Genomic DNA, 12,658 nt, shown 5'->3' with positions numbered 1-12,658 from the left:
CCCGGGAGCGGTGGCGCCCGCGTCTGGGTGGGTGGTCGCTCGGACGGGTGCGGCGGTGCTGGTCGACATGACCGCCAGCCTGCGGCCGCCGGCTGGGGCGACCTCAGGGCCGCGCTGTCAGCGGCCTGTGACCCGCGAGGGCCACCCGGCGCCGAGCCTACGCCGGATCGGCGGCCCGGACGACCTCGGCCAGCTGGTCGAGGCCCCAGGCGAGGTCCTCGGCGGTGATGACCAGCGGCGGGGCCAGTCGGATCGTCGAGCCGTGGGTGTCCTTGGCCAGGACGCCGCGCGCCATGAGCGCCTCGCAGACCTCGCGGCCGGTGCCGACGGCGGGGTCGATGTCGATGCCGGCCCACAGGCCGCGGGTGCGCACGCGCAGGACGCCGTGGCCCACCAGCGCCTCGAGCCGGTCGCGCAGCACGACGCCGAGCTCGGCCGCGCGGTCCTGGTGCTCGCCGGTGGCCAGCATCCGCACGACCTCGAGGCCGACGGCGCAGGCCAGCGGGTTGCCGCCGAAGGTCGAGCCGTGCTGACCGGGGCGCAGCACGCCGAGCACGTCACGGTCGGCCGCGATGGCCGAGACCGGCACGATGCCGCCGCCGAGCGCCTTGCCCAGCACGTAGACGTCGGGCACGACGCCCTCGTGGTCGCAGGCGAAGGTCTTGCCGGTGCGGCCCAGGCCGGCCTGGATCTCGTCGGCGACCATCAGGACGTTCTCGCGGGTGCAGACCTCGCGCAGTCCGCGCAGGAAGCCGTCGGGGGGCAGCACGACGCCGCCCTCGCCCTGGATCGGCTCGATGAGCACGGCGACGGTGTCGGCGTCGATCGCGGCCTCGATGGCCTCGAGGTCGCCGTAGGGCACCATCTGGAAGCCGGGGGTGAAGGGGCCGAAGCCGTTGTGGGCGTCGGGGTCGTCGGAGAAGCTGACGATGGTCGTCGTGCGGCCGTGGAAGTTGCCGGAGGACACGATGATCTTGGCCTGGCCGGGCGTCACGCCCTTGACCTCGTAGCCCCACTTGCGCGAGACCTTGATCGCGGTCTCGACGGCCTCGGCGCCGGTGTTCATCGGCAACACGAGCTCCTTGCCGCACAGGTCGCCCAGCTCGGCGCAGAAGTCGGCGAAGCGGTCGTGCACGAAGGCACGGCTGGTGAGCGTGAGGCGGTCGAGCTGCTCGTGCGCGGCGCGCAGCAGGCCGGGGTGGCCGTGGCCGAAGTTGAGCGCGGAGTAGCCCGAGAGGAGGTCGAGGAAGCGCTTGCCGTCGACGTCGGTCATCCAGGCGCCCTCGGCGTGCTCCACGACGACCGGCAGCGGGTGGTAGTTGTGCGCCGTGCGCGCCTCGGCGCGCTGGTAGAGCTCGGTGCTGCGGGCGACCTCGGTGGTGGCGGTCGTGGCGTCGGTCAGGGATGCCGTCATGGCTCGTCTCCTCCTGGAGGCCCGTCCCGGCGTGCGGGAGGGTCGGGGCGGGTCGGTCGGATCGTGGGTCGCGTCGCGCGACCTCCCCACACCACCAGGCACGGGGACGGAATCCGAGGATTGTCAGACAATCCCTCACGAGAGTAACCCCACGTACGGCGGGCCGCCGAATGCTCGAGGGCCCCCTCGACCGACCCGGTCGCCCCGGAGCCGACCCTCAGCCCACCGCCCCGGGCAGGGTCACCTCGACCGCGGTGTCGCCCGGTCGGCTGACGAGCGTGACCCGGCCCCCGTGGGCCGTCACGATGGCCTCGACCAGCGCCAGCCCGAGCCCCGCGCCGCCCGGTGCGGCCACGCCGCCGCGGGTGCGCGCGGTGTCGCCGCGGGCGAAGCGCTCGAAGGCGTGGTCGAGCAGCTCGGGCGGGAAGCCCGGCCCGTCGTCGTGCACCCGGAAGCCGTCGGGCAGCGCGGTGACGGTGACCGTGGAGCCGGCGGGGGTGTACTTGCGGGCGTTGGTGAGCAGGTTGGTCACCACCTGGTGCAGCCGCTGCTCGTCGCCGTCCACCTCGGCCGGTGCCTCCTCCGGCAGCTCCAGGCGCCAGTGGTGGTCGGGGGAGAGCACGCGGGCGTCGGAGACCGCCTCGAGCAGCAGCCGGGTGAGGTCCACCGGTGCCGACTCCAGCGGTCGCCCGGCGTCGAGGCGCGCGAGCAGGAGGAGGTCCTCGACCAGCGAGGTCATCCGCCCCGACTCCTCCTCCACCTTCGCCAGCGCGGTGGCGACCGCGGTGGCGTCGTCGGGTCGGCGGCGGGCCAGCTCGGTGTAGCCGGCGATGGTGGCCAGCGGCGTGCGCAGCTCGTGGGAGGCATCCGCCACGAACTGGCGCACCTGCAGCTCGCTGCGGTGGCGGGCCTCCAGCGACGACTCCACGTGGGCGAGCAGCGTGTTGAGCGCCGAGCCCACCCGGCCGACCTCGGTGCGCTCGTCGGTGAGGTGGGCGGGCACGCGCTCGGTCAGGTCGATCTCGCCCTGCGCCAGCGGCAGCTCCGCCACCGTGTGAGCGGTGTCGGCGACCTCGCGGAGGGGGCGCAGCTGTCGGCGTACGACGAGCAGGCCGGCCAGCCCCGCGACGGCCCCGCCGAGCAGGATGAGCACCACCTCGGTGGTGACCAGGGTCGACACCACCCCGTCGAGGTCGTCGGTCGGCAGCCCCGCGGCCACGGTGTAGTCGCCGGAGGCGGTCTCGCGCACGGCCACGCGGTAGGACCCGACGCCGGGCAGGTCGACCTCGCGCGGGCGACCGTCGGCCGGGAGGGCGGCGAGGAGGTCGAGGGCGGCCGTGGAGAGCGCGCGGGTGCCGGGCCGCCCGTCCTCGCCGGGGGTCAGCACGCAGCCGGCCGGGTCGGCCTCGTAGTCGGCGTACTGCTCGAAGAAGGCCGTGAGCGTGCCGACCGACTGTCCACGGCCGGGGTCGTCGCCGTCGCCCGGCCCCCGGTCACGGTCGTCGAGGTCGTCGGGCACGCCGCCGACGGGCGGGTCGGGGGTCGAGCAGGGCACGAAGAACTGCGACGCCGCGACGTACTCCGCGCGCTGCAGCGCCGCCCGCACGTCGTCGTCGACCTGGCCGAGCAGGTAGGAGCGCACGGCGAGGGTCGCGACGGTGCCGATGAGCAGCGAGACGAGCAGCACGAGCGCCACGGCCGTGAGGACCAGGCGGGAGGTGAGGGAGGCGAGGCGGCCCACGGGGTGCCGGCGCCTAGGCGGCGGGCTTGAGCACGTAGCCCGCGCCGCGCATGGTGTGGATCATCGGGTCGCGACCGGCGTCGATCTTCTTGCGCAGGTAGGAGATGTAGAGCTCCACCACGTTGGCCTGGCCGCCGAAGTCGTAGTTCCACACCCGGTCGAGGATCTGGGCCTTGCTGAGCACCCGGCGGGGGTTGCGCATGAGGAAGCGCAGCAGCTCGAACTCGGTGGCGGTCAGGCTGATCTCGGTGCCGCCGCGGACGACCTCGTGGCTGTCCTCGTCGAGGGACAGGTCGCCGACGGTGAGCACCGACGACTCGGCGGCCTGCTGGGCCCCGGCGCGCCGCATGAGCCCCCGCAGCCGCGCCACGACCTCCTCCAGCGAGAAGGGCTTGGTGACGTAGTCGTCGCCGCCCGCGGTCAGCCCGGCGACCCGGTCCTCGACGGCGTCGCGCGCCGTGAGGAACACGACCGGCACGTCCGGGTCGTGGGTGCGCATGCGACGCAGCACCTCGAGGCCGTCGAAGTCGGGCAGCATCATGTCGAGCACCACGGCGTCGGGACGGAAGTCCTTCGCCGCGGCGACCGCCTTCGTGCCGGTGTGGGCCGCACTCACCTCGAAGCCCTCGTAGCGCAGCGCCATCGAGATCAGCTCGGCGATGTTGACCTCGTCGTCGACGACGAGGACGCGCAGGGGACTGCCGTCGGGTCGGGTGAGCTCCATGGCTCCACTCTGGCCCAGGTGCCTGTGCGTCCGCTGTGGACGTCCTGGGTGTCGGACGTGCGTGCCGCGACGGTGCGCTCAGCGGTGACGGCGGGGAGCGACGTGGTGCGGGGGATGCGCGACGAGACCGGGGTGGACCCTCCGTCGGTCGTGGGCCCTCCGTCGGTCGTGGGTCAGTCGCCGGTGGCGGTGGCGGTGGCGGTGGCGGTGGCGGTGGCGCCCGCGGCGGTGGCGCCGGTGGTGGCGCCGGTCGTGGGGGTGGGGTCGGTCGAGGCGCCGGGAGGAGAGGTGGGGTCGCCGGGGGAGCCCGGCGCGTCGGCGGAGCCGTCGTCCGACGGCTGTCCCGGGAAGGTCCCCTGCTGCACCGGCGGTCGTCCCCCGAAGCCGCCCGGACCGCCCGGTCCGCCCGACCGGCCGTCGTCGGACCCGCCTGCGGCGACGCCGAGCACGGCGCCGCCGGTCCCGCCGATGAGCAGGCTGGCCAGCGCGACGGCCACGACGCCCCGCAGGGCGAGCACCCGTCGCCGCCACCCACCTCCGGCCGGTGGGGCGTCGTCGGCGTTCGGACGGGAGGCGGCGGGGAGGTCGGGTGTCTGGTCACTCATGCCGCCAGCGTCGACGCCCCCGCTGTGCCCACCCTGTGCCCCGACCGTGAGTCCGGTGGCCGGTCCGGGCCTCGCTGGTCGGGCAGGGAGCGCCAGCGCTCCGGTGGTTGAGGAGGGAGCGCCAGCGACCGTCTCGAAACCACCCTCGCGGGACGGTGGTTGAGGAGGGAGCGCCATCCCCGCGGTGGTTGAGGAGGGAGCGCCAGCGACCGTCTCGAAACCACCCTCGCGCGACAGCAGAACCCCCTCCACAGATCACCCGACACATCTAGTCATCGAATGCCTGTTCGAATAAACTAGGCGCATGCTCATCGACCTCGACACCACCGGCGCCGTGGTCGACGTCGACTCCCTCGACGCCGACGAGGTTCTGGAGTACGCCGCCGACACCGCCCGCTCGGTGCGTGCAGCCGAGCGCCGCACCCTGCGGGTCATGGCCCGCTGGGGAGCCCTGAACCCCGACCGGGCCTACGCGTGGTCGGTGCCGGGGATGATCCGCCACGGCCTGGACGAGTTCGCGGCTGAGCCGTTGGCCCTGGCGTTGGAGATGTCGCCGGTCAACGCCGGCTGCAACCTCGCCGAGGTCATGGAGCTGGTCCACCGCCTCCCACGCATCTGGGCGATGGTCGAGGACCTCACCCTCCCCGGCTGGCGGGCGCGGCGGATCGCCGCCCAGACCCAGGTGTTGAACGACACCGGTGCTGCGTTCGTGGACCGCAAGGTCGCCGCCCTCGGCCCCCGCGTGCAGAGCCTGGGGGCGCGGCGGATCGAGCTGTTCGTGGCCGAGGCGGCCGCCAGGCACGACCCCCACGCCCAGGCCGCCCTGGAGGAGCGGGCCCGCGGTGGGTGGAACGTGCGGGTGACCCACGACGTCGACCGCGGGTCCGCGTCGGGCACCTCGTGGTTGGAGGCGACCGGTGACACCCAGGACCTCACCCGCTTCCACGACCTGATCTGCGCCACCGCCGCCGAGCTCGGCCGCCACCAGACCTCGATCGGAGCCGTGGTGGAGTCGTTGGAGGTCCGCAAGGCCCGTGCCATCGGCGTCATCACCGACCGCGCCCAAGGCCTCACCGCCCTCGACTCCGTCGAACCCACCACTGCGAAGGAACGGGTCGTCTACCTCCACCTGCGCCCCGAGGACCTCGCACGCGCCGAGACCCTCGCCGCCCTCGACGCCGCCCGCATGAACGGAGAAGAACCCGCGCCGGAGGAGCCACCGCCACCCGCCGAGGCCCCGGCCGACGAGCCCCCACCCGACCCCCGGGACCTGCCCGCCCCGGATTCCGAGGACGACTCCGAGCCCCCTGCAGCAGCGCCTGCAGGCCTCGCGGCGGCCCCGGTGGCTGAGGAGCGAGCGCAGCGAGCGTCTCGAAGCCCCGCCCCGGCCATCGACGAACAGCCCGCGGACGAGCACCCTGCAGACGAGCAGCCCGCCGACGAGCAGCCTGCGGGCGAGCGGCCTGCGGGGGACGCGTACCGCACCACCGGCCCCGACCTGCGCCCCACAGCGGTCCATCGCCACCACGAGACCAGCCACCTGTCCCAGATCGACCGCACCGGACCAACACCCGGCACCGCGGTCGTCGAGGGCCTCGGCGTCGTCTCCACCACCACCCTGCGCCGCTGGCTGGACGGCACCAAGGTCTTCGTGCGCCCCGTCATCGACCTCGACCCCACCACCGCCGGCGCCGTCGACCGGCACGACCCACCACCGTGGATGCGCGAACACGTGGTCATCCGCGACCCCCGATGTGTCTTCCCCGGCTGCACCGTGCCCTCACGACGCTGCGACCTCGACCACATCACCCCCTACCGCCCCCTCGACCACGGCGGACGCCCCGGCCAAACCCACCCCTCCAACCTCGCGCCGCTGTGCCGCCACCACCACCGCCTCAAGACCACCGGCTCCGAGGGCAGCCCACCCTGGAGCTACCACCGCGCCCCCGACGGCACCTACACCTGGACCAACCCCCACGGCTGGACCACGCTCGTCCGCCCCGGCTGAGCGCACCGACCCACAGGCCGCGCCTGTGTCGACACAGTGCCGCGCCGCCTACCGCCGACCTCGCCGCCCGCCCACCCTGGGACGGTGACGACGACCGCGATGTCCCCCACCGAGACGACCCCGAGTCGATCCGACCACGCTGCGACCACGGCCGCGGGCTCGGTCGGACCCAACTGGTTCGCGTCGGTCATGGGCACCGGCATCCTCGCGGTCGCGCTCACCGCCGTGCCCGTGGCCGTCCCGGGGCGCGACCTGCTGGCCCTAGCGGCCTGGCTGGTGGCGGCGGTGCTGCTCGTCGTGCTCACGGCGGCGAGCGTCGCCCAGTCGCGACGCCACCCGGGCAGCGTGCGGGCCCACCTCGCCGACCCGGTCATGGCGCACTTCTTCGGCGCGCCCGCGATGGCCCTGATGACGGTCGGCGCGGGAGCGCTCCTGGTGGGTCACCGCGTCATGGGCGTCACGCCGGCGCTGGCCGTGGGCGCGTCGCTGTGGGTGGCCGGGACCCTGCTGGGCCTCGCCACCACGGTCGTGGTGCCGACCGTGGCGCTCGTCTCCCACCGCGTCGGGCTCGACGACGCGACCCCCAGCTGGCTGATGCCGGTCGTGCCCCCCATGGTGAGCGCGGCGACCGGCGCGCTGCTGGTGCCGCACGTGCCCGCGGGCGACCTGCGAGCGGCGTTCCTGCTCTGCTGCTGGGGCCTGGCCGGCGTGGCGCTGGCCGCCACCCTCGTCGTCCTCCCCCTGGTGCTGCGCCGGCTCCGACGCCACGGCATCGCAGCGACCGCCGCCCCGACGCTGCTCATCGTGCTCGGCCCGCTGGGCCAGTCGGTGACCGCGGTGCACCACCTCGGCGACCTCTCCCCCGCCGTCCTGCCGGGGCCGTGGGGGGCGTGGGCGGCCGGCGCGGTGGTGCCGTACGGCGCGCTGGTGCTGGCCCTCGCCATGGCCTGGCTGGTCGTGGCGGGCGCCCTGGTCGTCCGCACGGCTCGGCGCGACGGCGGGCTGCCCTTCAGCCTGGCGTGGTGGGCCTTCACCTTCCCCGTCGGCACCGTGGTGACGGGCTCCGCCGCCCTGGCCGAGGCGACCGGGAGCACCGCGCTGCTCGACCTCGCCGTCGTCCTCCTCGCCACCCTCGCCACCCTCTGGCTCGTGGTCGCCGTGCGCACGACGACCTGGCTCCTCGCCCGCTGACACCGGGCGTCAGGGCACCGGTGCGTCCTCACCCCGTCAGGCGGTGGTGCGCCCGAGTCGGCGGGGCAGGCTGGGGACACGGGCCCCGACGGCCCCGGGGCGAGCGCAACGCCGCCCCGCACTCGACGAAAGGTCCCGACATGCCCCAGCTCGACGGCAAGCGCATCGCCTTCCTGGTCGCCAACTCCGGCGTGGAGCAGGTGGAGCTCACCGAGCCGCGCAAGACGATCGACGCGGCCGGCGCCACCACCACGCTCATCGCGCCCGAGAAGAGCACCATCCAGGCCTTCGAGAACGACGTGGACAAGGCCGACACCTTCGAGCCCGACCTCGCCGTGGCCGACGCCTCGGTCGACGACTTCGACGGCCTCGTGCTGCCCGGCGGCACGACCAACCCCGACGCCCTGCGCCTCGACGAGAAGGCCGTCGCCCTCGTCAAGGCCTTCGCCGACGCCGGCAAGCCGATCGCCGCGATCTGCCACGGCCCCTGGACCCTGGTCGAGGCCGGCGTGCTCGGTGGCAAGACCCTCACCAGCTGGCCCAGCCTCAAGACCGACATCTCCAACGCCGGCGGCAGCTGGGTCGACGAGCAGTCCTTCACCTGCCCGGCCAACGGCTGGCAGCTCGTCACCAGCCGCAACCCCGACGACCTCCCGGCCTTCGGCGAGGCCGCCGTGGCGGCCTTCGCGGGCTGACCCACCCGGGCTCACCAGCGAGCAGCACCACGCACGTCGACGGCGGCGGCAGGACCTCGGTCCTGCCGCCGCCGTCGTCTGCGGGTCGTGCGAGGGTCAGCCGCTCACTCCTGCGAGCCGGTCGCGGGCCCGACCACCAGGTCGTCGAGCACCGAGCCGGTGGCGCGCTGCGCCCAGATCCCCACGTGGCCACCGCGCCCGACGAACGCCGTGGCGTCGCGGCCCTCGAGCACGAAGGTCGCCACGACCTCGCCGTCGCGCAGCACCTCGACCCGGTCGCCGACGGTGCGGGCGCCGAGCACGTCGCCCTCGGCGAGGTCCACCCTCGGGCCGACCGAGCGGGTCCAGGCCGAGGCCACCGAGCGCTTCACCGCGAGACGCACGCGCTGGGTCTGGGGGTTCCAGGTGACGGCCAGGCCGCGTCGGAAGCCGTCCTGGCCCTGGGCCTCGAGGAGCAGGCCGAGCGAGCGGGCGCCGGGGGCGACGCGCTCGAGGGTGACGGCGGCCTCCTGGTCGGCGCCCTGGCGGGACCCCGTGTGCAGGATCGGGCCCCCGCGCCCCACCCGCAGACCGCGGGGCGTCACGCGGTAGTCGGCGCGTGAGGTGCTGCCGACCCAGGCGTCGTCGAGACGACCGGGCTCCTCGAAGCCGTCGACGAGGACGGGCTCCGGCTCCGGCTCCGGCTCGACGGGGGGCTCGACGGTCTCGGTGACCACGACGGTCCGCTCGACCTCGGGCGCCGGGGCGTAGGTCGCGTCACCGGCCTGCGAGGCGGTGACGGTGCACGCACCTACCCCGGTGGCCCGCAGCCGGTCGACCGTCACCGTGCACGGCCCGTCGGTGCGGAAGGAGACCCCGAGGCCGGAGGTCGCCGTCGCGAACAGCTGCTGGTCGGGATCGCCGACCTCCATGTCGGAGGGCTTCGCGAAGATGATCGTCTGCCCAGCGGGCTGCGGGTCGGGGTCGGTGCCCGGAGCCTGGAACGTCACCGCATAGGTGCGGGTCGCCGAGCCGTCCTCGCTGGTGACCACGACCCGGGCGGTGCGACCGTCGCCGGCCTGCTGGACCTCCACGGTGGCGAAGGGGTCGGCGGCGCGCGCCGCGACCTGCTGCACCTGCGTGGAGGTGACGGTGTAGGACTCGCGGGCCGGGTCGAAGCCGGGCAGCGGGGTGCCGGCCACACGCAGCTCGGCGAGGCCGGCGTCGGAGCCCTGGGCGGCGACCTGACCCAGCACCTGCAGCTCGCTCATGGTCAGGTGGGTGTTGTCGCGGGCCGTCATCACCAGGCGGGCCCGGTCGACCTCGACCCCGGGGAAGCTGACGGTCACGACCGGCGAGGCGAGCCCGGCGGCCATCGTCGTGGTCTCCCCGACCTGTCGCCACCCACCGTCGCCGGTGGGCACCTCAACGCGCACCGAGGCGGGGTAGCTGTCGCTCGCGCCGTCCTTGAAGAACACACCCCGCAGGCCGGTCAGCGTGCGGGCAGCGGGGAACGTCAGCGTGAGGGTGTCGGAGGTGTTCTTGGCCGACGACCTCCAGTTCGACCACGCCTTGTCGCCCAGGTCGCCGTCGAGCAGCCCGGCGGTGCCGTAGCCGGGCTCGGTGAAGGTCGCGGCCACGGTGGTGCCCTGCGGCGTGGGCACCACGCCGGGCACGGGCTCGGTCACCCGCACCGCGACGGTCGCGGGCAGGGTGCGCCCGGCCCCGCCGTCGGCGACGCCCTCCAGCTCGACCACGCCGGTCTGGTCGAAGGCACCCGCGGACGCGGTCTCCCAGGTGACCGGCCGCTCGACGGTGGCGCCCGACTCCCCCACCGCGGTGACGGCGGTGGGCAGGGTCGGGGCCTGACCGACGTACGTCGCCGCGCGCGCCGGGCGGGTGGACACCAGGGTGTCGACGGTGACCTCGGCGGTCGTGGTGAGGCTCTGCCCGTCGGAGGTGGTCACGGTGCCGGGCACGACGACCGTGCCGGGCTGCTGCCACGCGGAGTCGGCCGGCAGGTCCCAGACGACGGGCAGGCCGTCGCGGTCGCCGCCGGCGTAGACCCCGGTGACGCTCGCGGGCAGGGAGGGGGCGACCCCGACGGGGGTGACGACGGCGGTGGGCCGGACACCCTGCACGGTCTCGTCGAGGATCCGCCAGCGCTGGTTGTCGCCCGAGGTCGGCGTGTAGAACGCCACCCGGGTGCCGTCGGCGGTGGCCCCGCCGGGCACGTCGAGGAGCTGACCGGTGCCGGCGTTGACGACGGTGTAGGTGCCGTCACCGGTGGTGGAGAGCATCCACTGCGCGCTCTCGGCCGGGGTCGACCCGGTGTCGGCGGCGACCAGCGTCGGGTCGTCGGCCCCGGCGGCGAGCAGCAGCGCGCCGTCACCGGTGCTGAGCGTGTAGCGCTGCCGGTTGCTCACCGAGTCGGCGAGCGGCCGCAGCCGCCAGACCTGGTCGGGGGCCGAGGCGCTGTCGGTGCGGATCACGACGCCCGACCCGGTCGCGGCCGGGGCGAGCGACTTCCCGCTCTGCACGCCGCGCAGGCGGTAGACGTGGTCCTCCTGCACCAGTGCGGCGTCCTCGGCGACGCCGGAGACGTCCGAGACCAGCAGCGTGGTCACCGAGCGGGCGGGCAGGCGCAGCGTGGCCTCGCCGTCGCGCACCACGGTCGGTGTGCCCGTGCGCAGCGCGCCGGCGGCGCTCGTGACCACCGGCGTGACGGTGGCGCCGTCGGCCACCGACACGAACTTTGCGAGGTCGAGGGTGACGTCGCGGGCGGCGTCGGAGTCGTTGACGTGCACGACGGTGACGCCCTCGTCGGTGAGCGCCGCGGTGGAGTCGGTCGAGTCGGTGGCGACCAGGCGGTCGCCGGGCTCGATGTAGTGCGTGTAGTTGCGCACGGTGTCGAACTTGGTGTTGGTCTTGATCCGGCAGGTGCCCTCGGCGGGCGGGGCGGCGGGGTCGCGCACGAGCACGTCGCCGTCACCGCAGTCGAAGTCGAGCTGGATGCTGCCCCAGTTGGCCCCGGCGGCGCTCTCGCCGCCGGGCTCCATGTTCTTCAAGTCCTCGACCGGCTGCCAGAAGACCCAGGCGTCGGGCTCGAGCTCGCGCAGGTCGTCGGTGATCCGCTCGGCCATGCCCAGGCCGGGCGCCATGTCGGTGAAGCTCTGGCCCGCGCCCCACGAGCCCTCGACCTCGCTCATCCACAGCGGCTTGCCCTCGCCCTTGGCGAGGTCGCGCGCCGACGTGCGCTGGCCGGTGCCGTAGGTGTGCACGTTGAGCTGCTCGACGAGGTCCTGCGTCGGCTGGTCGTAGGCGTACCAGTTGCGCACGAAGGTGCCGGGGTTGGTCTCGTCCATGGCCGAGATCGGGGTGTCGAGGTCGCTGGCCGCCAGCGCCTCCTCGAGGGCCGTGATGACCCGGGCCTGCATGGCGGGGCCGGCGTGCGCGCCCTCCTGGCGTCCGCCGGTCGGCTGGCCGTCGGCGCCGAGCTGGGTGCCCCAGTAGGGCGTGTTGGGCTCGTTGAGGGGGTCGACGGTGTCGAAGGTGATGCCGTGGGCGGCCTCGAGCCGCTCCATGGCGCCGACGAGGTAGGCGGCGAAGTCGTCGACGGTGTCGGCGCGGATCTGCTCGGCGCTGGGGTCGAAGCCGCCCGAGACGTAGCCCGAGACGGTCTGGAACCACGGCGGGGAGTTGTTGAAGGCCTCCCAGTGGGTGATGTCGGCCTTGATCGCGTCGATCCACCAGCGCTGGGTGGCGTCGGCGTCCTCGTTCCACAGCGCCGGGTCGGCGGGGTCCCACCAGTCCTTGTCCTGCGGCGTGAGCTGCGGGCCCGCGGGCGCCTTCCACCAGCCCTCGACCGCGCCACCGGGGCGCAGGTAGTCCTCGACCGACGGAGCGTTGCCGCCGCCGATGTTGTAGCGCGCGATGTTGAGGTTGAGGCCCTCGTCGCCGAAGACCAGGTCGCGCAGCTCCTGGCGGATGGCGTCGGGGTAGTCGCCCGTGGCGTTGGCGAACCACACCAGGCTGGTGCCCCAGCCCTCGAAGGGTCCGCCCTGGTACGACGGGTCGGGCGTGACGGTCACGTCGGGCACCCCGTCGTCGGCGGCGGCCGACGGGGCGGGTGCGGCGGTGGGTGCGGCGGTGGGTGCCGCGGTGGGTGCCGCGGTGGGTGCCGCGGCGGGCGCGGCCGCTGCGGCGGTGGGCTGGCAGGCGAGCCCGGCGACGACCGCCGAGACCGCGAGGGCTGCGAGCCCGCGTCGGGGGGTGGGTGCTCTCATGCTGCGCTGCTCTCT

The 12,658-nt window shown here is 74.6% G+C and carries 8 protein-coding genes; 3 read left to right on the top strand and 5 right to left on the bottom strand.

From position 1 onward, the window contains the following. Window positions 1–157 precede the first annotated feature (157 nt). The 4 genes from rocD to LPA27_RS00410 all read right to left on the bottom strand — a co-directional run bounded on the left by rocD (window position 158) and on the right by LPA27_RS00410 (window position 4,484). Window positions 158–1,414: an ornithine--oxo-acid transaminase gene (rocD, locus tag LPA27_RS00425; RefSeq protein WP_228941099.1), complete on the bottom strand. Its 1,257-nt coding sequence runs from the start codon at window positions 1,412–1,414 to the stop codon at window positions 158–160. Between the two features lie 217 nt (window positions 1,415–1,631). Continuing rightward, window positions 1,632–3,155 (bottom strand): sensor histidine kinase, encoded by a 1,524-nt coding sequence (locus LPA27_RS00420; RefSeq protein ID WP_228941098.1) that lies wholly within the window; start codon window positions 3,153–3,155, stop codon window positions 1,632–1,634. A 13-nt stretch (window positions 3,156–3,168) separates the two neighbouring features. Continuing rightward, window positions 3,169–3,879, bottom strand: a complete 711-nt coding sequence (locus LPA27_RS00415; RefSeq protein WP_228941097.1) for a response regulator transcription factor — start codon at window positions 3,877–3,879, stop codon at window positions 3,169–3,171. A gap of 173 nt (window positions 3,880–4,052) precedes the next feature. Next, window positions 4,053–4,484: a hypothetical protein gene (locus LPA27_RS00410; RefSeq protein WP_228941096.1), complete on the bottom strand. Its 432-nt coding sequence runs from the start codon at window positions 4,482–4,484 to the stop codon at window positions 4,053–4,055. Between the two features lie 304 nt (window positions 4,485–4,788). Here LPA27_RS00410 and LPA27_RS00405 point away from each other — a divergent pair, with 304 nt between their 5' ends. From LPA27_RS00405 to LPA27_RS00395, 3 genes are all read left to right on the top strand, one after another. Beyond that, on the top strand, window positions 4,789–6,492 hold the full coding sequence (locus tag LPA27_RS00405) for an HNH endonuclease signature motif containing protein (protein ID WP_228941095.1): 1,704 nt from the start codon (window positions 4,789–4,791) through the stop codon (window positions 6,490–6,492). A gap of 84 nt (window positions 6,493–6,576) precedes the next feature. Next, a complete protein-coding gene (locus tag LPA27_RS00400) occupies window positions 6,577–7,683 on the top strand; it encodes a C4-dicarboxylate ABC transporter (RefSeq protein ID WP_228941094.1) in 1,107 nt (368 codons plus the stop codon). A 140-nt stretch (window positions 7,684–7,823) separates the two neighbouring features. After that, a complete protein-coding gene (locus LPA27_RS00395) occupies window positions 7,824–8,378 on the top strand; it encodes a type 1 glutamine amidotransferase domain-containing protein (RefSeq protein ID WP_056863687.1) in 555 nt (184 codons plus the stop codon). A gap of 104 nt (window positions 8,379–8,482) precedes the next feature. Here the strand turns inward: LPA27_RS00395 and LPA27_RS00390 are convergent, their stop codons facing one another. Next, entirely contained in the window at window positions 8,483–12,643 is a 4,161-nt protein-coding gene (locus tag LPA27_RS00390) for an Ig-like domain-containing protein (RefSeq protein ID WP_228941093.1), read from the bottom strand. Window positions 12,644–12,658: the final 15 nt, after the last annotated feature.

This window comes from Nocardioides sp. Leaf374, assembly GCF_916862475.1.
GTDB lineage: Bacteria > Actinomycetota > Actinomycetes > Propionibacteriales > Nocardioidaceae > Nocardioides > Nocardioides kribbensis.
Note: the sequence above shows the minus strand (reverse complement) of the source record. Positions and strands in the feature narration are given on the sequence as shown.